The sequence below is a fragment of the Nostoc foliaceum FACHB-393 genome (assembly GCF_014698505.1).
In the GTDB taxonomy this organism is placed as follows: domain Bacteria; phylum Cyanobacteriota; class Cyanobacteriia; order Cyanobacteriales; family Nostocaceae; genus Nostoc; species Nostoc foliaceum_A.
The window spans coordinates 1-19,029 of sequence record NZ_JACJTD010000022.1; the positions used below are offsets into that span (position 1 = coordinate 1).

Annotated in this window: 27 protein-coding genes and 2 pseudogenes; 7 read left to right on the top strand and 22 right to left on the bottom strand. The window is 39.0% G+C overall.

Annotated elements, in window-relative coordinates; genetic code table 11:
• Nucleotides 1-564 precede the first annotated feature (564 nt).
• Complete coding sequence (locus H6G92_RS18695) at nt 565-999, top strand: hypothetical protein (protein WP_190895133.1); 435 nt, start codon at nt 565-567, stop codon at nt 997-999.
• 93 nt (nt 1,000-1,092) lie between these two features.
• Here H6G92_RS18695 and H6G92_RS18700 read toward each other — a convergent pair whose 3' ends face one another.
• The 16 genes and pseudogenes from H6G92_RS18700 to H6G92_RS18770 form a co-directional block, all read right to left on the bottom strand.
• On the bottom strand, nt 1,093-1,314 hold the full coding sequence (locus tag H6G92_RS18700; protein ID WP_190895134.1) for a hypothetical protein: 222 nt from the start codon (nt 1,312-1,314) through the stop codon (nt 1,093-1,095).
• A gap of 134 nt (nt 1,315-1,448) precedes the next feature.
• Nucleotides 1,449-1,889 (bottom strand): hypothetical protein, encoded by a 441-nt coding sequence (locus H6G92_RS18705; protein ID WP_190895135.1) that lies wholly within the window; start codon nt 1,887-1,889, stop codon nt 1,449-1,451.
• 187 nt (nt 1,890-2,076) lie between these two features.
• Nucleotides 2,077-2,190, bottom strand: a pseudogene (locus H6G92_RS39565) (HNH endonuclease); the annotation flags it as partial.
• 82 nt (nt 2,191-2,272) lie between these two features.
• On the bottom strand, nt 2,273-2,551 hold the full coding sequence (locus tag H6G92_RS18710; RefSeq protein ID WP_190895249.1) for a hypothetical protein: 279 nt from the start codon (nt 2,549-2,551) through the stop codon (nt 2,273-2,275).
• Between the two features lie 2 nt (nt 2,552-2,553).
• Nucleotides 2,554-2,832 (bottom strand): hypothetical protein, encoded by a 279-nt coding sequence (locus H6G92_RS18715; protein WP_190895136.1) that lies wholly within the window; start codon nt 2,830-2,832, stop codon nt 2,554-2,556.
• Between the two features lie 70 nt (nt 2,833-2,902).
• The gene (locus H6G92_RS18720; protein ID WP_190895137.1) at nt 2,903-3,271 is read right to left on the bottom strand and encodes a hypothetical protein; all 369 of its coding nucleotides are present in this window, start codon (nt 3,269-3,271) and stop codon (nt 2,903-2,905) included.
• Nucleotides 3,272-3,643: 372 nt separating this feature from the next.
• On the bottom strand, nt 3,644-4,018 hold the full coding sequence (locus H6G92_RS18725; protein ID WP_190895138.1) for a hypothetical protein: 375 nt from the start codon (nt 4,016-4,018) through the stop codon (nt 3,644-3,646).
• 348 nt (nt 4,019-4,366) lie between these two features.
• Nucleotides 4,367-4,816, bottom strand: a complete 450-nt coding sequence (locus H6G92_RS18730; RefSeq protein ID WP_190895139.1) for a hypothetical protein — start codon at nt 4,814-4,816, stop codon at nt 4,367-4,369.
• A 432-nt stretch (nt 4,817-5,248) separates the two neighbouring features.
• The gene (locus H6G92_RS18735) at nt 5,249-5,851 is read right to left on the bottom strand and encodes a siphovirus Gp157 family protein (protein WP_190895140.1); all 603 of its coding nucleotides are present in this window, start codon (nt 5,849-5,851) and stop codon (nt 5,249-5,251) included.
• Nucleotides 5,852-5,938: 87 nt separating this feature from the next.
• The gene (locus H6G92_RS18740) at nt 5,939-6,106 is read right to left on the bottom strand and encodes a hypothetical protein (protein ID WP_190895141.1); all 168 of its coding nucleotides are present in this window, start codon (nt 6,104-6,106) and stop codon (nt 5,939-5,941) included.
• A gap of 135 nt (nt 6,107-6,241) precedes the next feature.
• Nucleotides 6,242-6,541 carry an HNH endonuclease gene (locus tag H6G92_RS18745; RefSeq protein ID WP_190895142.1) on the bottom strand — a complete coding sequence of 100 codons (300 nt, stop codon included), beginning with the start codon at nt 6,539-6,541 and terminating at the stop codon, nt 6,242-6,244.
• 70 nt (nt 6,542-6,611) lie between these two features.
• Nucleotides 6,612-7,151, bottom strand: a complete 540-nt coding sequence (locus H6G92_RS18750; protein WP_152591053.1) for a hypothetical protein — start codon at nt 7,149-7,151, stop codon at nt 6,612-6,614.
• Nucleotides 7,152-7,173: 22 nt separating this feature from the next.
• Nucleotides 7,174-7,722: a GNAT family N-acetyltransferase gene (locus H6G92_RS18755; RefSeq protein WP_190895143.1), complete on the bottom strand. Its 549-nt coding sequence runs from the start codon at nt 7,720-7,722 to the stop codon at nt 7,174-7,176.
• 27 nt (nt 7,723-7,749) lie between these two features.
• The gene (locus tag H6G92_RS18760; RefSeq protein WP_190895144.1) at nt 7,750-8,280 is read right to left on the bottom strand and encodes a hypothetical protein; all 531 of its coding nucleotides are present in this window, start codon (nt 8,278-8,280) and stop codon (nt 7,750-7,752) included.
• Between the two features lie 301 nt (nt 8,281-8,581).
• The gene (locus H6G92_RS18765; protein ID WP_190895145.1) at nt 8,582-9,271 is read right to left on the bottom strand and encodes a hypothetical protein; all 690 of its coding nucleotides are present in this window, start codon (nt 9,269-9,271) and stop codon (nt 8,582-8,584) included.
• 141 nt (nt 9,272-9,412) lie between these two features.
• On the bottom strand, nt 9,413-10,495 hold the full coding sequence (locus tag H6G92_RS18770) for a tyrosine-type recombinase/integrase (protein WP_190895146.1): 1,083 nt from the start codon (nt 10,493-10,495) through the stop codon (nt 9,413-9,415).
• A 258-nt stretch (nt 10,496-10,753) separates the two neighbouring features.
• Between H6G92_RS18770 and H6G92_RS18775 the strand changes: the two genes are divergently transcribed.
• Nucleotides 10,754-11,236, top strand: coding sequence for a hypothetical protein (locus H6G92_RS18775; protein ID WP_190895147.1), 483 nt, complete (start codon nt 10,754-10,756; stop codon nt 11,234-11,236).
• A 51-nt stretch (nt 11,237-11,287) separates the two neighbouring features.
• Here H6G92_RS18775 and H6G92_RS18780 read toward each other — a convergent pair whose 3' ends face one another.
• Complete coding sequence (locus H6G92_RS18780) at nt 11,288-12,325, bottom strand: AIPR family protein (protein WP_242059221.1); 1,038 nt, start codon at nt 12,323-12,325, stop codon at nt 11,288-11,290.
• Nucleotides 12,326-12,399: 74 nt separating this feature from the next.
• Between H6G92_RS18780 and H6G92_RS18785 the strand changes: the two genes are divergently transcribed.
• From H6G92_RS18785 to msrA (H6G92_RS18795), 3 genes are all read left to right on the top strand, one after another.
• On the top strand, nt 12,400-12,588 hold the full coding sequence (locus H6G92_RS18785) for an NAD(P)-binding protein (protein ID WP_390666296.1): 189 nt from the start codon (nt 12,400-12,402) through the stop codon (nt 12,586-12,588).
• 177 nt (nt 12,589-12,765) lie between these two features.
• Nucleotides 12,766-13,362: a peroxiredoxin-like family protein gene (locus H6G92_RS18790; RefSeq protein ID WP_190895148.1), complete on the top strand. Its 597-nt coding sequence runs from the start codon at nt 12,766-12,768 to the stop codon at nt 13,360-13,362.
• A gap of 297 nt (nt 13,363-13,659) precedes the next feature.
• Nucleotides 13,660-14,151, top strand: coding sequence for a peptide-methionine (S)-S-oxide reductase MsrA (msrA, locus tag H6G92_RS18795; RefSeq protein ID WP_190895149.1), 492 nt, complete (start codon nt 13,660-13,662; stop codon nt 14,149-14,151).
• A 49-nt stretch (nt 14,152-14,200) separates the two neighbouring features.
• Here msrA (H6G92_RS18795) and msrA (H6G92_RS18800) read toward each other — a convergent pair whose 3' ends face one another.
• Nucleotides 14,201-14,878, bottom strand: coding sequence for a peptide-methionine (S)-S-oxide reductase MsrA (gene msrA, locus H6G92_RS18800; RefSeq protein ID WP_190895150.1), 678 nt, complete (start codon nt 14,876-14,878; stop codon nt 14,201-14,203).
• Nucleotides 14,879-14,960: 82 nt separating this feature from the next.
• Nucleotides 14,961-15,200 (bottom strand): annotated as a pseudogene (locus H6G92_RS18805) (hypothetical protein); the annotation flags it as partial.
• Nucleotides 15,201-15,620: 420 nt separating this feature from the next.
• On the opposite strand from H6G92_RS18805, the gene H6G92_RS18810 reads away from it, so the two are divergent.
• Together H6G92_RS18810 and H6G92_RS18815 are read left to right on the top strand one after the other, a co-directional pair.
• On the top strand, nt 15,621-16,445 hold the full coding sequence (locus H6G92_RS18810) for a hypothetical protein (RefSeq protein WP_190895151.1): 825 nt from the start codon (nt 15,621-15,623) through the stop codon (nt 16,443-16,445).
• 98 nt (nt 16,446-16,543) lie between these two features.
• Nucleotides 16,544-17,179 (top strand): hypothetical protein, encoded by a 636-nt coding sequence (locus H6G92_RS18815; RefSeq protein ID WP_190895152.1) that lies wholly within the window; start codon nt 16,544-16,546, stop codon nt 17,177-17,179.
• 161 nt (nt 17,180-17,340) lie between these two features.
• On the opposite strand, the gene H6G92_RS40380 is transcribed toward H6G92_RS18815, so the two are convergent.
• The 3 genes from H6G92_RS40380 to H6G92_RS18825 form a co-directional block, all read right to left on the bottom strand.
• Complete coding sequence (locus tag H6G92_RS40380) at nt 17,341-17,655, bottom strand: 3-alpha domain-containing protein (protein WP_277926758.1); 315 nt, start codon at nt 17,653-17,655, stop codon at nt 17,341-17,343.
• Nucleotides 17,656-17,665: 10 nt separating this feature from the next.
• A complete protein-coding gene (locus tag H6G92_RS39575) occupies nt 17,666-18,013 on the bottom strand; it encodes an MOSC domain-containing protein (protein WP_313889982.1) in 348 nt (115 codons plus the stop codon).
• 89 nt (nt 18,014-18,102) lie between these two features.
• A complete protein-coding gene (locus H6G92_RS18825) occupies nt 18,103-18,951 on the bottom strand; it encodes a 2Fe-2S iron-sulfur cluster-binding protein (protein WP_242059195.1) in 849 nt (282 codons plus the stop codon).
• Nucleotides 18,952-19,029 lie beyond the last annotated feature (78 nt).

Below are 19,029 nucleotides of genomic sequence, written 5' to 3' on the forward strand. Positions count from 1 at the left end.
ATTGACGAGGAAGAAAGTCTAATGCAAGAAATACTTCAGCAGTGAGAACGTTTTCAAATCCTCGTCCACCATCTCGATATTCTTTAATCGTACTACCAACCCACGATAGTTCCTGTAAAAGCCGCCCTATAACCCTAGAATTGCTAGTAAAATTCATTGCACCCACATCCCATCAATAGCCTCATGGCTTTGCATTTTAGGGTTCCCATGCAGTAACATTTTCTAACATGACGATGGGAGATAATTTTTATAAATAGTTGTGCAAAATTCTCAGAATTCAAGTTTTAAAACTTCAAGCTTTGGATTCACTATTGGCATTTCCTGATTCTAAAACAGGTAGAGGTTTATTGAATGGCTCGATCCAATTCCATTACTTTGGGTTATTAAAAACTGCGCTCGTTAACGTGTATCAGTAAATCAAACGTACAATGTTGTAGTTTGCAGCTTATTAATTTTTCTCACTCCGAATCCTTCAACATAAGAGTCAACACCCTAGACACCTACTAAAGCATCATTTTGGAATATATATCGATTGCATCTACCCAAGAATCCAACAAACCAATCATGATTCAAGAAATTTTAACTACATTTACTGAAATAGTTGCCTTAAGTGGGCTAGGTCTCATCTTTGTATCAGCTTTTTTAACTGATACCCAAAAATCCCAAAAAATTGTAAATTCTTTACAGGATGGAATAGCCAATGATTCACCTAATGTGGAGCAAGAATTTGAGCTAGAAGAAGAATTTACCCAGCTACCTTTTCTTACTGCTTATGAAATGGCTGAAAGATTTGGGGTGAAAGCTGACACAATAGTTGCTCATGCAAAGCAATGGCGAAATGGGCAACGTTACGACTACAGCTTTGAAGAATGGGCATCTGATTTTGACACCAAGTATCGCTGGCATTTCTTTTTGAACGCTGACTATGAGCCAGTGTTTTACCCAGTTTCATCTAAGTTGTTCACCAAGCACTTACTGAGTTATTGCAATAAACAATAGTTAAATGGGTTCTAAATTTTGACCAAAATAGTACAGATAAACTATATCGTGTTCGCGTTTATCCTTATTATTTAGCATTCCTTGTCATAATTATTAAAATGACCAAGTATTAGTGCCAGAGAAATCTACTTCTGTGACCTGAAGCGTGATTTTATCGGCTACGGCATTGCTCACTCCCAGACTTAATAAGTGTCTATGGATATCCCATGCAAGCCATTTTTGTTTCCATAGCTCTGTTGCTTTTTTGAACAAGGTCTGTTCGGAAATTTCTTGAATTGCTTCTGCTGCTTTAGAGCGCATTACGTCATCCGCCATAATCAAAATTCCCTTTTTATCTTATGAACTCGCAGCTTCCAGAATAACATCTATGTAATCTTCAATCGCTTTTAGTGCTGAATATTCATCGTCAAAATTAGCACTTTTTGAACGATGGAGTTTTTAGATAGTTCTTAAATTTTAAAGTCTTGCCAGTTCCAAAAAATGCCACTACGACTAATTAAGAAAGGCTTACTAAGTTTATCCAATAGGCGAGCGCAACAGCTTAGAAGTTGAGCATAATCGTCAGGATGAATGTCAAAGCTGCTTCTAGCTCGCGTTAACTCTTGTGTTTGGTTTTTGCGCCATTCCCAAGACTTATACCACCACGATGGATAGAATTCACTTTGTGGAGCAATTACGGCATAATCACGCCCCTTTTGCCTATCTTCATAATCCCATGCAGGGAGATATGCAAGTAAATCAGTGGTAGCCCACCATTCTTCGATAATTGCTGTACCATCATCATCGCGCGTACCGATTCGCTTTCTGGCTTTGATGCGAATTTTTGCATTCCTTGCAATCGCGGCGTAATCTTCCAGTCTTGTTGCTAGTGGATTGAACTCGATCAACATAATTTAATTCTCTGCTACCTGAGCACCTATAAAACTCAAATTGTGGTTGTAAAGTTATTAAAACCAACGATACTAGGTTAATCAAGAATATCAAAAGTCAAGTCAGTAATACACAAAAATAATAATCCTTGAAAAAACCACATTGTGCTTGAGCAATTTATTTTAGGGAAGTACCTTAGTTCAATCCCTAGCTGACTCCAAATAAAGATAGTTGTCCTGGCGATACATTTCCCCTGCGTCGAGTATGAAAACTCAGGTGACAAGCTGTGCATAAGGCATATAAGTTTTCTCGACGATTATCAATAAGGCAGGAAATTAGAGTTTTGTGTTGGTGGTCAAAAGCTTATTGTTGATTTGACTCGATGAAAGAGGTAATAGATTAATTAATCAAGTGTTGAAGAATCATAAACTTCTGTCGGTTCTAACTCCCTTAAAAAGCCAGTTAATGCAAATGGACATTTACAATTTAGTTCTTTTTCTATCAACTCAGCATTTAGGTGATATTCTTGACACACAGCATCAAAAATATCTTCAGTGGTTAATTCGAGATTTTGATCTAATTCCCAAACTCGCCCTTCTATTAAGTAGATGAAATCTCCTTCTAGGTAGGAAATTTCTGTTTTATAAGCGATTATTAGGTCAGTTATTTTGGAGACCGCCATTTTTAAATCTCCTCTGACTTCACAATATAATCATCAAAAGCCTGCAAGTTTATTAGACACCAGCCATTAGGTTGGGTTTCAACGTAAAAATGATCCGACTCGCAGACCGTATACCATGTGACTTTGAAGCCGGAATTGAGAAACTCCATTGGTCTGCTAGTTAAATACCAGCTTTGCGGTTCTTCATGATTAATACCAAAGTCTTGATGCTCCTTATAACCATGATTTTCTAAATACGTGAACAAAGTTCCAAGGATGATGTATGCCTCACTTAAACTCATTTGTTTAATCTTGTTAACAGATTTTTTGTAGATCCATGAAATGATCAGCAAGTTTAGAATGGATGTGCAATTAGATGCGATAAGCCCTTGATATAGGGATTTCTAGAAAATAAAATCCACAGATTTCCAGATACTCTTTAGAAATCTGCTCTGGGCGATTAGCAATAAAACTGCAAACATCATCTAGGGAACTATAAACATTTGTGCAGATAGTTGGGTGCTTGTAATCCCCAACCCCTACTAAATATTGTTCCTCTCCATCTTCCTTGTAAGAAGAAAGAAAAATTCTAACCACATTATCTGGATAGCAATGCCAGTTTTGTGGATCAGAAACTACAGATATTGCATCTGTAGGCATAGGCAATTCATGGTGAATTTTCCCATCTGGAAATTCACCCTTGTGTTTCGCTATATATTCTTGAATTTTTAGTTTTGTCATTTCTGCCCCCAATCAGTTTTCTTATATTTTATTGCCTGAAAGCAAAGGCGATCACTTCTATTTCGGTGGGGGCGATCGCCTTGCTCATCAGTTGGTATTCCTGAAGCGTGCAGTACGTAAAAATTTAGCTGACTTTTCCCGTTAAGTCTCTCAAGATCGCTGCCAACCCTCTCTACGTTCGCGCAGCGTGTCGCAGACAGACGCTACGTGAACGCAGAGGTCGTTCAATTTTAACCAGCCTCGCCACAAAACCTGGATGCCAATTGGTGTTTTGCTTCGATGTTATAGCTAGCCTCCAAGATGAGCGATCGCCCAGATCACAGGTTTATATAAACTGATAGTAGAATAAATTACTATCAGTTTATAGTTTTATTATGCTGACTGTTTAATCTTGGTTAAAGCTATTAACATTTCTTCTCGGTTGAGATGTCGTTTCTTACCTGTTTTGGATTCTTGGATAGCATAACTCCATTTTATTCCAGCTTGTGAGCATCTTTTTCTTAAGTGTTGAACAGTCATCTTTTTGGTTGTAGATAGTTTATTTTTGTTTTTGTTAGATATATTAATTTTGGATTTTCCAGTTAAGGTCTCGGTTTTAATTACGCTATGTTTTGTAGGTGTAGTGCAGTTACAGTGTTTTTCAAAAGCGATAGATATATCTAGCAAGAATTGGAAAATAAAGAGAGTAGAAAATCCGTAAATAATAACGTAGAGAAGTCCTGTTAGGATATACTGTGCTAATTCCATTGTTTTAACTCCTGTTGATATAACTAGTAACTGGCTATTTATGAAGCGATATGCCAGGTTGCCATTTATATTAAGCGTTAGCTTGTGTGATATTAAAAATAACTTTTACAATACTACTATATCGGCTTTGATGTTATCCCAAAACCAGAAATATTTAATATGGGTAAATGAATTTTAATTATTTAGTTTTGGTTGGTGTCGGGAGTTTCGGGAGTATTGATATGATAACTTTCCTGTTAAGCAAAGGTTCAGTATCAACTCAAGTTTTGATACTTTCTGTATCAAACTGATGCAGGAATAGTGATAAGATAACTTTTGAGTTTGGTTTGGTTAGATGAACCTGTTTATCTATATGTACTTAATAACTGTTCTGATATTATCTACTAACTGTACTATCATACCCAAAATAGCTTTCCAGCCAAGTATTATACCCCAAAAGCCGCTAATAAATAGACCAAATACTGAGTTGAGGAAGATAACTCCCCTGTAATTTATCTCGATATTTGATTCAGCTCTGGCATAGATAAAACCATCCCCAATTTTATTTTCCAACTTCCTCATTTTTCGTTCTTCTTCTCTATCCCTTCTTTCTTCTTGTACCTTCCAACCCCAAGGGGCAAATCCCAAAATAATCGAAATTGGAAGATAGAATGGCCAGCTATATATGTAGCCAAGGGAAGCATAGATGATAAAAAAGGTTAGCCCCAAACCAGTACGCCAAACTAAACACCAGAGGATAAAAAAACTGTCGATAATAGCGTTATGGATAACTATACTTCGGTTTTTGTGATATGACATTTTAAGCTTGCTCCCGATAACTAATATTTAAGTTTTTATTTAGGGTGATTGCATCCCTTCAGATTAAACTTAAACTTAGCAGTAGTTTGAATTATCATATTGATAGTTGAAAATAGAAACTACCTAATCAATTGCAATTACCTATTTAGCCACACTAAATAAGGTTAAATATACCAACCTATCGTAACGATGTTTGTACCTAATCCGACATAGTTACTGTTGCTGTCATTGATATCTACAATTTCATCGATTATATCTTCACGGAGTTTAAATTCAGGCAAAGTTTTGATGATTTTTTGAAGAAGTTTAAAATGGTGCTATAGGTTAAAAAAAATAAAAATGATTAAGATTTGACCCTTAACCATTTGATGATATTTTTGTAAAATGATGGGATATACCTATGTTTGATTCACATGGTTGGGGCGTATGCCATTAGTTGTGGTTTTTCTTGTTGCGAGACTTACTACCTGATTGCACCTTAAACCGCACCTGCTTCCCGATACTTACCTCGGCAAGATTGCTAATATCTTTACCAGATTTATAAGCTTCAAGAATTGCCTTATTATTAGCTTGGTACTTAATAACTCTAAATTCATCAGGAAAATCTTCATCATCTACTTCTACTAGTAATTTAGCGACCTTTGGTGGGTTATCCCTGATTTCAATTATCCTTTCTTTACCGATGTTTTTGTCACTAATTAATCCAATCTCGTGCAGATGGATGAGGGTGCGCTTGATTTGTTCAAGTTGAGTTTTGCGACGTGAAATTACCCGGTCGTGGAGTTCGGCTACTCGCGCTTTTCTTTCCTCCCAGGTTTCAAAGTCAAGATTTAACTGGTCAACTACCCAGGCGATCGCATCGATTTTGGTTTCGATACCATCTTGAACACCCATAACTTCTTGTAAGAGTTGTTCTACATTACCCTGTTCGCCTAACTCGCTTGCTTCTTCTATCTGTGACCAAAGTTTAGCAGCATCTAGGCTTAATTCTTTGAGAGTGAGTTGGTTGATTTTGCGTTCAATTGCTTGAGTCATAATTTACTTTTGATATAAAAAACAACTAGCAGTTAGTTGCTACTAGTTGTTGACTAAGAAGAGTTGATGCTTGAAGGGAGATTGAATTTAGTATCCGTACTGCAAGTGATAGTAGTCTGATTTTTCTTGTGCTAATTCTGCTTCGTAGTCGTAGTAATCTGCTTCGCTTATGAAGGTGCTTCTTTTTTGAATTTGCTGTGCAGATTTTACTAATTCTTTGTTAGTTTTTAGGTTAGAACTCGTAGTAGTTTTCATGTCTATACAACTTCAATTGCTTCAACGAAGTTGTTGCGTCAGCAAATGTTGTTATCTTGAATTAGAAAGATAATATTTATCTTTTCCCTTTATCATAACTATCTACTATTGATTTGTCTTAAACTACTAGTTTTTCTACCACAAAGATAGTTGTCCTGGCGATACATTTCCCCGTCTGCGTGTATGAAACAGCATATGACAGCCACTGCATAAAGCCGCGAGATTTTCTGCTCGATTGTCCTCGGGCGTATAATTTCGGTGGTGAACCACTAATGTTTTAATGCTGCGTTCTCTACGATTTAACCCATCTCTTTTATCAGTTGGACGTAAGCATTGCATACCGCAGCGCGTGCATTTCCAGTCTGATTTGGATTTGACCTCAAGTGCGATATTATCCCAGTTTGAAGAATAGCGACTGCGGTTTTTACCAGTCATTAATCAGTTCCTTTTGGGTTGCAGAAAACTAATTTCGATTTAATTTGACGCGATATTATTGTGATTATATTTACGCAGAAAGTTTTCCGGAAAAATTCACCTGTGACATAACTTGTGTGCGTATTGAATTAGCAGCCTTCTCTGCAATTTCTTCTCTATCAGCATCAGTAAGAACTACTGCAAGTAGCGATTTGAGGGCTTCGCGGTTAGATATAAACTCCTCACCGTATAAATCATCTTGCAACAAAGTAGCTTCCAAGTGAGGTATTAACTCAGGCGTAGGAGATAGCAACCGCTCTTTAATGCGTGTCCTTGCAGTCTCTGTTGCAGAAGTTGTACCTATACCTAAATCCCATGTTTCAATTATTAGCCTGACCTCGCGGTTGAGAGATACACGCAGCGTTGATAGGCGACCAAATAAAGGAAGGTTGAGCATTAAAGGTGGTAATGCATTACCCCAATCCAAACCAGCGCCAATCGTGCAATTTGCTTCATCTTCGATGCAAACAGCCTCTTCGAGCCATCCTTCACCAAAAAGTAAATCTATAGCTTCTTGGGTTGTTATTGACTCGTTTGCCTCAAAATTATCCTTTTGCTGTTGATGGTTCATAAATTTTTACCCGGATCAGCCCTTATCTTCGTCTCAATACACCATACTCAAAGTAGACTAAATTATCATATTCTTCTTCCGAACCGCAGTTCAACATGTTTTGTTTTTCATAAAATCCTTCAGACCTTGGTAAGGAATGCAACCCAATTCTACCTTCATACCCAAGCTCAACACTTCTAATTCTTGCGAAATTTAATAGTGCTTGACCAACACCTTTGAATTGAGGCGGGCGTTGAATCTCGATTCGGTTAGTGGGGGCAGTGGCAATACCATCAACATAAACTAGCCTCTTACCAATATTTAACCGGGAACCGTGCATTTGCGTTTCTATTATCATTAATCCTTGAGTTTTGTTTTCGCACTCAATTGCGTAACCTTCAAGATTTTCTTGATTGGCAATATATCTTAATTTGAATATCCAATCCCAGTATTTATCTGATTGACTAAATAACCTTAAGCTTTCTACCCAATAATTGACATAATCATCAACATGTCTTTGGACTAAATCTCCCAAATAGGCTTCAACAGATGTATTATCAACACCCCTTTTTAATTCGATTTTTCGCTGCACCTAAAGCTCCTAATTTTCAACTGATTATTAAAGCTTGTGACTGCTATTTGACTGGTAGATAAAAGAGTAAATGTGAATGCGTATATCAATAGCTTTATCCCAACCAGCAAGCACAGCATCATCTGAAATGTCTCCAAGAACTACCAAACTATCTTCTTTATCCATATAGTAAGGTAAAGGTTCAGCGCTCAACCAACCATAAGCAATGGCTTCTTGGTCTCGCTCAATAATTGAAACTTCTAAACTTTGCTCATATGTTGAATAGTAGTAAGGTAAATAGCAGGCTGGATACTCTCTTAGAGATTCACGATTAACTGTGTATGATTGCCAACGCAGTTGCTCTCCCTTGATTTCTTTTGGATTAGCTTCTAGCCAATCATAGAGCTTTTTAGCTTGCCGCAATGCGTGGTCTTTGCCTTCAAAAACGACGTTGGGAAGAAAAATATCGCCGTCAAAATGCACCGCAACGTCAAATAAATCTTCATCTTCATCTTCATCTTCATCTTCATCTTCTGCTTCTGTTATCTCAATGATTCCAGCCTTATATAGTTCGGTCATTTCCCTGCATTACTTCGTCAGATGTACTCCTACCCTACATGATTAAAATTTTAGTTTTCAGTTACAGAATAATCAGAATACTTTAACTATGGATGAGAAAATAATTTACGTAGCAATTGATAGAACGAATTGGAGTCGCATAAATTTATTTATGGTTGGCGTCATTTCGGATAAAAGAGCGTTTCCAATATATTTTACCTTGCTGCAAAAATAATGATTGCGCTCCTTTTCTTATCTGCGATCGCTCTATTCGGCGAGCGAATCAGTGTAAATTCAGAAATTCTTGAAAATAATAAAAATACTAACTTACCGAATGATATGATCCCGTATTTTCGTTAAATTCCCATCCCATACCCGATTTATCCTTGCCCTTGCACCATGCCACAAAAAGCGGTGGGTGCAGCTTCATTCGCTGTTCGCGTACAGTTTCTTGACTTACACCAAGTCTTGAAGCTAAACCTTCTTCCGTCAACGGTTGGATTCGGGGAGTATGCCCTTGGAAGGATGAATTATTGTACGATTTATTGCCCCGCCTCGGTTGGTTGTTGAGATGATTTTGAATTTTAATAATCGCCTCAGTAAACTGTGTCATTCGGGCTGTTATCCCCTCCACTTTTTCTGATAAATTGGTGAGATTAGGGATTGCTGTGGTTTCGTTGCTATTAGATTCACTTGAAAACTGTGACTCCAGCTTATCAAGTCGTGAGCAAATAGCTAATATCGTTTCATTCGTAGGACTGCCGTTACTATTATTACCATTAACTAAGTACTCCTCAACACTTGCCTTAATCTTAGAGTCCAAGCGTTTATCTAAATTATCGCCACCAATTGCATCAAGGTTATCTATATCATCTAGGTAGAGTTCGATAAATTGGGTCAGCGTGGCTGTTGCCGTCGTGCCTTTCTCCCGGCAACGGGCGATAAACTGCTCCCACATCTTTTGGTCACAGTTAAAAGATGCCAGTTTCTTGTTTTTCCCTGTTTGGCTCATGTCTAGGTACTATCTAGGTTAACCGGGACTGGACACGACCGAATAAGCGCGTCATCCATCTTGATAACTACCTTGACAGTATCATTTTGGAGCGCATGAGCGCGATGGCGTACCCGCCATGAACCGGTGGCGATTGCTTTTTTACCGATGTTTGCTTTTTTTACGCAGTGCGTGAGAAGTCCCAACACGCCCGACATGGTGAATGTACTTTGCAGTTGTCGCAGGCGAAGCATGGCCCAAATCTGCTTGCAAGTCGAAATCAGAAGCTCCATTTTTCTTAGCCAGCGTCGCATGAGTGTGGCGCAGAAAGTGGGCACTGAACTTAATTCCCGCACTAGCAGAAATTTCCGCCATCATCAACCGCAATCCGCGATCGCTTAGAGGTTTACCCCTATCCCGCCGGCTGGGACTAGGAAACACCGGCTGATCATTGCTGGCATCGCCACGGTAATCCAGTAGCACTGCACTCGTCTCCGGATCGAGACTAATGGTTCTGGTTTTATTTCGTTTCCCCGTCACAGTTAACAATAGACAATCTCCATCCTCCCGAAACTGCCGCCAAAATAACCCCGGCGTAACTATACGCTTACCATAATCAGAAGTTTGCCGCGCAATTTCTCCCGCCCTCACTCCACTGTAAAAGACGAGAGTCAACAGCAGCCAATGCATCTTATTAGTGTTGTGTTGCAAATCTACTTCAATCGCCGCTTTTTCCAACTTAGCAATCTCGCGTTCCGACAGAATGCGCTCTGCGAGCTTATCGTCCCATTGGATACTTAAGTCCTTGCCCAAGTCGATAGCAAAATAACCAATAGAAGCTCTAGTACCCCACTCCCACAAACTTTTAATCGCCGCAGTGTATTTAGCTGCCGTATTTTTACTAATTCCATAAGTATTTTTCTGTCCCCGTACTGGCTTTTCATCTTTCAGCCAAGCAAGATAAGCGTGTAGATGGAATAACGTTACCATCCTCAAATCAGATATCCCAAACCGCGACTGCATATAATCAGCAAGCTCATAACCAATTTGCCGATATGCCCGTCGAGTTTGGTCGCTTTTAATAGTGACAGAATGCACCCATAGCTCAATTAGCTGCTCCGTCGAATTAATTCTCTGGCGGTTGGGAAAATAATAATCCACAAGCGCAACCCGGGCTTGATCAAGCGGCAGAGTTACCATCTCCACTGCAAGTGATTCCACGCTTAATACAGGTAAATTTTCCATAAGATAAATCCCCAACCCCCACTGATAATTATGATGCCGAGAACTATAATTCCCGGTATCTTTATGATAGTTGTTTCCCAGACACGATCCAATTGCCCATCTAGAATCATCTATATCGTATATACGCGGATATCCCGTATGCGATGATAGTAGGGGGAGATAGAGAGGTAGGGGGAGTGAGTAAATATTAGAACTCAAAGCAAATGGTTAAAGAACTGGTTAGAAATCACTTCTCCACAACAAAAGCGCGAGGGACTGGTGGAATATCCGCAGATAAATATAAAACTTCTGTCAGAAGAAGACCGGGAGTTGGTGAAGCAGGCCAAGCAGCGTGCTGAGGATTTGCGCTTAACTTTTAAAGAGTTTGTGCTGGATTGTATTAGAAATGCACTTGTAGAAGAGAGTCCCGATAGTGCAGATAGTGCAACTGCTGCCGAAATTGAAGCTTTGAAAGCTCAAATCGCCGCCCTGTCAGAGAAAGTGAGTATTCCTTCTGCGACCAAAACGGAAGTGCATACCCTCCAGGAAAGGGTAAATCAATTGCGGGTGGGAATTTCAAATGAAATTAAGAAGGATAGGGAGCAACTTGCTTCTTTGACGTTGGCGCTCTCCCGACTTGAAAGCCAAATTGAACAGCTGGTGCCTTCTTTAAATCTTCAAGTGGATGGCGAGGTAAATTCAAACAGTGATGGCGATTGGCTTTTTGGAGAAGACTCCGGTGCTGAACTACCGTTAACTTAAGCATGGGAATTGAAGAATGGGGACGGCGTAAAGCCTGCGGCATAGCTACGCTTAACGCGCAGCGTCTCGTAGAGAATAAATTCGCCTGCGCCTTTCTGCCATGCTTTCAAGCACCAGGTAGTTATAGTCTTGGTCTAGGAATACCCGATAGGATGCAATTATGGGTAGTGCCAGGTCAGTTGGCGCACCAAACCCAAACGAGTACTTGCTATCGGGAAGCAAGGTACTTTTGCGTGTATCGATTGATGCTAAATCGTTGACACCCTTTCTTCTGGGGTTGCTGATATGTTCTTGGATGATTTCGTACAGTCTTTGCTCTATCCACAGAGCTTTGGGAAGTAGAGGCAGTAGAAGAGTTAATCTTTCTCTCTCAGTGTCTGTGATTTGGCTTGGGGTATTCGTACCTGTAGGGTGCTTGCTTCGTTTATTGCCGTCGGGATTGTATCTATTTCTGTCGAGGCAGTTGATCAGCTTGAACAAGTGGTTAACATTACACTGTGCATTTCTAGGAGCGCCGCTTTGGTTTTGGTAATAGGCTATTCTAAATTTTCTATCTTCTGCTCTTTCTAACTGGGCTAAATACTGCTTGATAAATTTGTAATCTCCCCTGGCGTTGACTTTGGAGCGAGAATCCACTGGCGATGTGGTATTTGAGGCGAGAGCGATATCTTTAGCCTCCTCTTCCTGGAGTCCGATGTGGATGGTAACTTTGACTCTGGCTTGGGTTAGGTCATATTTGTAATTTTTAGCTTGCTCAAATGCTAAAACTGTGTGACCTCCGTTGATAATGCCATCGCTACCCCCCTCGCTAGCTTCTAAGACTTCTAACTCCAGTTCGGTTTTGTTTTTGCTAGGTTTAACTTTATTGGCTGACAGAACGATTCCACTGTGACGAGAGAAGAATTTTTCTGGTTGAGTCGTCACAGAGTCAAAGATTTGTCGGTATGTCGCACTTTTGCGGTTTGGTTCCCGGATGTTGGGTTCTAGGGGTAGGTTTGTGGGAAACCTGTCCACATGGGCGGTGGCGATAATGCAATTGGGGTTTGCATGGAAATAGTTGTCTACTTTAATAATCCAGTTTTTCGGCATGGGTGGTTTCTGCATCTTAGCGATACATTCTCAATTATTCTTCTCGAGCGTCTCAGTCTCATCCCACAGTCATCCTGGGTGGTGGCTTCGCTGGACTGTTTACAGCTTTACACTTAAGCCAGCAAAATTATTCCCATCCGATTATTTTAATTGAACAGCGCGATCGCTTCAGTTTCAAGCCGTTATTGTACGAACTACTAAGCGGCGAAAACACTTGCGCCACTTGTGCTGAACGGATTATTCCCGGCTCATTGAACGGATAGCTTAACGTGTATAAAAACAACAAGAATAGTAGATGATAATCATGCCTTGGAACCTAAAGCAATTATCTCAGTAATGCAAATCCAAGGGTCTACTTTTCTCATTTCAGTAAATTCACTGCAACAGTATTTCTCTAGAAAGGTACATAAAAGTATAAGTTAACTTTCAGGAAAATTACGATGAATTTTACAGAGTCTATCAAAAATGAGCTAATTTATTCAGGTATAATTGACCAAACTTTAAAGGTAGGAGATATTATTCCTAATTTCATTCTACTTAATGCTTTCGGTCAAGCAGTAGAATTACAAAAATTACTAGTTAGTGGGCCTGTAGTTATTTCCTTTTTTCGAGGTTCTTGGTGTCCTTTCTGTAACTTAGAACTAGCAGGACTCCAGCAAGCATTACCTGCAATTAAAACATTAGGAGCATCACTAATTGCTATTTCACCTCAAACTACTCGTCATACCATATCAACTGTAGAAAAACATGAACTAACTTATGAAGTATTAAGCGATCGCAGCAATATGATTGCTCGTCAATTTGGAATTGTGTTTCAAATCCCGGAGTATCTAAGACCTATATTAGAGTCAAAGGGTCATGTGTTACCTAGATACAATGGAGATGAGTCTTTTGAACTACCTATTCCAGCTACATTTGTAGTTGATCGAGACGGAAAAATCGTTTATGCTTTTGTTGATGCAGATTATACTAAACGGTTAGACCCAATTGAAATAGTGAGTATTCTACGAAATATTCCTACAGTTAGCAAAAGCTAGTACCGTTATGCGTAATTCGTAATTCATAATTCGTAATTCGTAATTTAGATACTGCAAGCCTTCCATTGATTTGGAATGGGTATTTTATTTACGCCGTGCTGTAGTAGTAATTTTAGATTTAACTATTTTTTCCAATTCTTAGATAATATTCAGCTTTATACCATACTCGTATCAGGATAATCTGTAATTCTAATAATTAAAATAAATCAGGCAGCTTTGAGAAAATATTTCCTTCTCAAGTATCTATCTGATTTGATGATTTTTATTTAGAATTATCACAAAATAGTTGTCAAAGACATGCAAAACGCTAATCTACAAAAAGCGACATTTGGAGCAGGCTGTTTCTGGGGAGTTGAAGCAGCATTTCGTCAAGTAAAAGGAGTAACTTCTACAGCAGTTGGTTACAGTGGCGGACACTTTGAAAATCCAACCTACGAAGATGTCTGTAGAGGCAAAACTGGACATGCTGAAGCAGTGGAAGTGGAATACAATCCAGCAATAGTATCTTACGATCAACTGCTAAATGTGTTTTGGAATAAGCACAATCCCACAGCATCAAACCACGAGGAACCAGATGTTGGTTATCAATATCGGTCAGTGATATTTTTCCACACTCCAGAGCAGGAATTATTAGCAAGAGCCTCCAAGGAGCAGCTTGAAAATAGTTCTCGTTATCGCAAAAATCCAATTGTGACGGAGATTGTAGCTGCACCGCAATTCTATAGAGCGGAAGAGTATCATCAGCAATATCTGGAGAAGCATGGACGAGCATCTTACAGGATAGGCTAATCTTTCACTGGTTCAGGGGGATGTTAAAAGCCGAATGCTACAAATCCCCTTACTTGCTATACATATGAGGGAACTTTGCTTGAAGTTTAGCCAGCTTCGGCAAGTCATTCATTACAACATAGCGATCGCTCGGATGATGCACTATATAATTCTGATGGTATGCCGCAGCCTGATAAAAACTTTTCAAAGGATCTAATTCCGTCACAATCGGCTTGTCGAAGATTTGCGATTTGTTGAGTTGAGCGATATATTCTTGTGCAGCTTGTTTCTGCTCATCGTTAGCAAAAAAGATCGCCGAACGATATTGCTTACCTGAGTCTGGGCCTTGTCGATTTAACTCTGTTGGGTTATGCGCTACCAAAAAGTAGACCTTCAGAAGCTGGTTATATGATATTTTTGATGGATCGTAAGTGATTTTTACGGATTCAGCATGATTAGTTAATCCAGCACTGACAAGTGTGTAGTCTGCGGTTCTTGCATCGCCTCCAGAAAAGCCAGAAACGACATCAGAAACACCTAATAGATGCTCAAAAACTGCTTCCATTCCCCAGTAGCACCCACCAGCGAAAACCGCTACTTGCTTTCCCTGCGGTGCAGCATTCGAGATATCAGTGGCGGGAGCAGAAAGCATCACACGAGACGCACCGTATAGGAGTAAAAAAGTCAGCGAAATGATGGACAAGTTGCGTAATAACTGACGGGAGAGAGTAAAGTTATGAATTGACATGAGGTTGTGAACTCCTTTATTTAATAGAAGAAGAACCGAGTTTATTCAGCTATAGAGCGATGTCTACGACGGGCTACGCCTACGCAAAACAAAGTCGCTGATGATTATCAGAAATACCAAAAATTCCATCTTCACCCCAACGGTAGGCGCGAGAACGAGCCTGATCGTGGGTGAAATAGTCCCAAGCTGTACCGTTGGGGCTGTTGTCTTCGCGTACTGTTCCCCATTGGCGATCGCTTAAATAAGGCCCCCATCTGCGCCAATGGGATATCTGATTTTGGGCTTCTGCTAATCTGATTTCTTCTTGGGTTGGAGTTGTCATCATCTCACCCCGTGCATATCTGCACTTTATTTTAATTAATTTGATATATTGAGTATCACGTTTTTATCAAAGATTGGGCTGATATTTTGATTAAAATTTGCTAGGTGAATTGATAAATAAAAATCTCGGATAAACTCAGGAAAAATTTATATTAATTTTTATTATCAAAATAAATCAGATTTACTGTCCAAATTCAATACACATAAGTCAACACTCTTTCTGGCGATCGATATTTGGATTATCAGTTATGAATCCTATAATGTGCTGAGAGTGGTATTAAGAGTTGATGAAAGATCAATTTTTGAATTTGTTTCAACTAGAATCTTAATTGCTAATCAAGCTTAAATTATAAGTAGCCCAATCAAATCGTTTTTCAGTTGCTATATTAGACTATAAATCTAACACAGATCGAAGTATAATATGTCGGAAAAAAAGACGGAAAAAAAAAGTGGAGAAGAGCCAAAAAGAGGTATTCCTTTATATGCTGATCGGAGTGAACCAGAAATTAATGACCCAGCTTTATCACAAGCCACTACAGTTTGGCGTGGCTCAAATGACATATCTTTTAAATTACTCCGATGCCTCGAAGCGATGCGGGATCTTTCAAAAAGCATGGAAGGTCTAGCTAAACTTAATGATCCTACTTCCGAGAAGCGACTAGTAAAGCAACTTGCATCCCCGCTTTTTGCTTTGGGATCTGGCATTCTGGATATGTTTAACGAATTAGAAAGTAATGCCAAAGACTACACACTGATAGGATCTACTCAACACAAAGAGATCATCAGTAGGAAAAAAAAATTTATAGTAGAAGTACCTACAGATAATAAAAGTAATTTGCGTATTGTAAGAGATAAGATTGATTCACATATAGATAAAATCGCTGTAATTAGACCAGAAGACTACTGGATTTACGTAGATATATTATCTTTCTTAAAGTGTATGAAAAGTTGCCTAGAGCAAATCTTGTACCTTCTGTCGTTGGATGTTTACGGTTGGACAAGGGACAGTGGGCATCCTGATGTATGGAGCTTAATGAGTGTTGATGGCACAGTAGTTGATTTTTATATGCAAAATGGTGAACCAGTAGCCATCATAAATGTAACTCTTGTAAAATCACCCAAACATGGTGTACTTAGTGAGATTAAAGCCTTTGTACCTTTATACAACGAAGTGGCGAGTAAATGTCAAGGTATAGAGTTAATAAAAATTTCAAAATCAGATAAAACAGAATCATCGCAAATATGATACATAAATATTCCAAAAGCACAGTTTAACAAATAATAGGGTGTGTTATGCTGCACGCTAACGCACCATACCACTTAATAAATAATTAAAACTTCATTATGCGCTTCGGTCAACATCACCAATTTCTAGAAAAAGACGATGTTCGATTGGCCTTAATCAACAGGGCAATCGCTCAATTTAAATTCTCTGCTGAACAGCTGAAAGAGCCATATCTACACAAAATTGACGAACACACAGCATTGTTTCTGAAAGGTTTTGGAAATGAGATCAATCTACTCTCCGCCTTTAGAGATATTTATTTGAACAGTCGAGAATTGCTTGACCTACTGCTGGGTCGAATAAGTCAGCAAACAGCTTCATCAGGGAATCAAACCCCGAAAGACTTTCTGCCGTTTGCCAAACGTCTAATGTGTGGGGACATCGATCATCTTAATCTGGAAATTATTTCCTTCTTAAAAACAAATATTAATTATATATTTCACATTAGAAAAATAAGAAACGAAATAAAGAAAAATCCATCATCCGTTGAATTTTTCTTTAATACGGATCACTTTGAAGCAAGAATGTCCTTGCCCATTGATAAGTCTGAATATGAATTACTAGAACATCTGGATATCGCAAATCTAGATGAAGCTAAAATGAAATCTTCTTATGCGTGTGTAATAAATTTAGATATTGCCTTCCCTGAAATGCTCCAATTTTGGAAAGCAGCCTTTGAAATTCAGCAACACTAAAAAACTTTAAGTTTAAACACTGCTTCTCGCGTAGAATCATTAAACTAGAAACTATAGAAGTGCGATCGCTGTGACAGATTAATCTCCTGCATAACTCTGGCAAAATAAAATAATTTATACAGAGAATGGGTTACAGCTTTATTTTCTAACATTAATAAAATTCATCTTTTAAACTTCTCGATTTGCTGCTGAAAGTAGTCTCGCCAACCTGTAGGTAAAGCCTCAACTTGTACGGCGCGGTGTAACAGTTCTAAGTCGTGTGTTTCTCGTGCATAAAGTCGGGTAATATCAGCAACAGTGACATTGTTTGAGTCTCGACTGATTAACTCCAAATTATTACCATTTCCGACTTGACCCTCTTGCAGCACCGCAAAGTAGAACCCCGTTAGGCGGCTATCTAAAAACTGTTTAACTATATCAGCACGTCCAAACTTGACTCCCAGTTTATAACAAGGCATTCGAGGTTGAGTCACCATTACCTCTGCGCTACCGATTCGGAAGCGAGAGCGCTATCGCGCACACTTCGTGAACGCCAATATTAATCTCATCCTCTAACAGCCCAACTGTGGTAAAGTTTTCACCAAACATTCCCCAGGGCAAATCCATGTCAGGTAACTTGCGCCGCCAATAGTCGTAATGCTCGAATGGATAAGCATAAACTGCTTTGTCTTTCCCTCCGTGGACACTCAAATCAGCTTGTCTATCACCGTCTAAGTTGAGCGCTCGCATCATCACTTGTCCCTCAACTGGTTCTTTAAAAATCCCAGTTGTAACTGTTTTGCCCTTCCAAAGTACTTCACGGGGAAGTCCTACGTTGACTGAGATAACTTGCACAATTTCATATCTCCTCTAATAAAATTTTGTACCGATATTAAGCCTGATAGATAATATGCTTGATATTACTTGATTATTAGAGGAATTTATTAAATATCTAACACCAATTTTGCCGTTCCAGGTTGAGAAATACAAATTAACACCAAACCCTTATCAGTTGTTGCAGTTGGTTCTTCTTGGTAAGCAACTACACCTTCGCGGATTTTACACATACAAGTACCGCAAACACCTACACGACAACTAAAAGGTGGATTAATATCATTGGCTTCGGCAAATTCTAGGATAGTGCCATCACTAGGTTGCCATGTCAAAGTTTTGCCAGATTTTGCAAAGACAATCTCTGCAAATCTTTCATCTCCAGTTGCGATCGCAGTTTGTTTATCAGACTGACTTTTCATCGGTTTACCAAAAGATTCAAAGAATACTCTACTGTCAGGTACTCCCGATTCCTTCAATCCTTGCATTATGGACTGCATAAAAGATGGAGAACCACACAAAAAATACTCAGCTTCTTGTCGTACTAACTCTTGAATCAGAGCAGCATCAACATAACCAACACTGTGGTATTTACCTCTATTTTCAGGTGTAGGACGACTATAGCGAAAATGCACATTCAGATTATGATTTTGTCGAGAAATTTCCCTCATTTCATCCCTAAAAGCATGGAATTTACCATCTCTAGCACCATGTAAAAACCAAATAGGACGAGTAGGATTAAGAAGGGCACAAGCTTTCGCCATACTAATCATTGGCGTAATTCCTACACCATTGCTAATCAACACTGCGGGGATAGATTTCTGTACATCCAAAACAAATTTACCGTTTGGTGGTTTCGCTGCAATTACTGAACCTTCCTGAATGCGATCGTGCATAAAATTAGATGCTATACCGGGCATAACATCTAATCCGTTCGGTGCAGGTTCTGCATCAATCAGCAATATAGCTCTTGGCTTGAACTTTAAACTGATTATTGCTTAAATAATTTATCTAAAGATTATGAATAGATAAGGATTGAT

What these genes read in the sequence shown, in the direction of transcription:
- H6G92_RS18695 (WP_190895133.1), top strand. Translation starts at nt 565, where the DNA reads ATGATTCAAGAAATTTTAACTACATTTACTGAAATAGTTGCCTTAAGT.
- H6G92_RS18700 (WP_190895134.1), bottom strand. Translation starts at nt 1,314, where the DNA reads ATGGCGGATGACGTAATGCGCTCTAAAGCAGCAGAAGCAATTCAAGAA.
- H6G92_RS18705 (WP_190895135.1), bottom strand. Translation starts at nt 1,889, where the DNA reads ATGTTGATCGAGTTCAATCCACTAGCAACAAGACTGGAAGATTACGCC.
- H6G92_RS18710 (WP_190895249.1), bottom strand. Translation starts at nt 2,551, where the DNA reads ATGGCGGTCTCCAAAATAACTGACCTAATAATCGCTTATAAAACAGAA.
- H6G92_RS18715 (WP_190895136.1), bottom strand. Translation starts at nt 2,832, where the DNA reads ATGAGTTTAAGTGAGGCATACATCATCCTTGGAACTTTGTTCACGTAT.
- H6G92_RS18720 (WP_190895137.1), bottom strand. Translation starts at nt 3,271, where the DNA reads ATGACAAAACTAAAAATTCAAGAATATATAGCGAAACACAAGGGTGAA.
- H6G92_RS18725 (WP_190895138.1), bottom strand. Translation starts at nt 4,018, where the DNA reads ATGGAATTAGCACAGTATATCCTAACAGGACTTCTCTACGTTATTATT.
- H6G92_RS18730 (WP_190895139.1), bottom strand. Translation starts at nt 4,816, where the DNA reads ATGTCATATCACAAAAACCGAAGTATAGTTATCCATAACGCTATTATC.
- H6G92_RS18735 (WP_190895140.1), bottom strand. Translation starts at nt 5,851, where the DNA reads ATGACTCAAGCAATTGAACGCAAAATCAACCAACTCACTCTCAAAGAA.
- H6G92_RS18740 (WP_190895141.1), bottom strand. Translation starts at nt 6,106, where the DNA reads ATGAAAACTACTACGAGTTCTAACCTAAAAACTAACAAAGAATTAGTA.
- H6G92_RS18745 (WP_190895142.1), bottom strand. Translation starts at nt 6,541, where the DNA reads ATGACTGGTAAAAACCGCAGTCGCTATTCTTCAAACTGGGATAATATC.
- H6G92_RS18750 (WP_152591053.1), bottom strand. Translation starts at nt 7,151, where the DNA reads ATGAACCATCAACAGCAAAAGGATAATTTTGAGGCAAACGAGTCAATA.
- H6G92_RS18760 (WP_190895144.1), bottom strand. Translation starts at nt 8,280, where the DNA reads ATGACCGAACTATATAAGGCTGGAATCATTGAGATAACAGAAGCAGAA.
- H6G92_RS18765 (WP_190895145.1), bottom strand. Translation starts at nt 9,271, where the DNA reads ATGAGCCAAACAGGGAAAAACAAGAAACTGGCATCTTTTAACTGTGAC.
- H6G92_RS18770 (WP_190895146.1), bottom strand. Translation starts at nt 10,495, where the DNA reads ATGGAAAATTTACCTGTATTAAGCGTGGAATCACTTGCAGTGGAGATG.
- H6G92_RS18780 (WP_242059221.1), bottom strand. Translation starts at nt 12,325, where the DNA reads ATGCCGAAAAACTGGATTATTAAAGTAGACAACTATTTCCATGCAAAC.
- H6G92_RS18790 (WP_190895148.1), top strand. Translation starts at nt 12,766, where the DNA reads ATGAATTTTACAGAGTCTATCAAAAATGAGCTAATTTATTCAGGTATA.
- msrA (WP_190895149.1), top strand. Translation starts at nt 13,660, where the DNA reads ATGCAAAACGCTAATCTACAAAAAGCGACATTTGGAGCAGGCTGTTTC.
- msrA (WP_190895150.1), bottom strand. Translation starts at nt 14,878, where the DNA reads ATGTCAATTCATAACTTTACTCTCTCCCGTCAGTTATTACGCAACTTG.
- H6G92_RS18810 (WP_190895151.1), top strand. Translation starts at nt 15,621, where the DNA reads ATGTCGGAAAAAAAGACGGAAAAAAAAAGTGGAGAAGAGCCAAAAAGA.
- H6G92_RS18815 (WP_190895152.1), top strand. Translation starts at nt 16,544, where the DNA reads ATGCGCTTCGGTCAACATCACCAATTTCTAGAAAAAGACGATGTTCGA.
- H6G92_RS40380 (WP_277926758.1), bottom strand. Translation starts at nt 17,655, where the DNA reads ATGGTGACTCAACCTCGAATGCCTTGTTATAAACTGGGAGTCAAGTTT.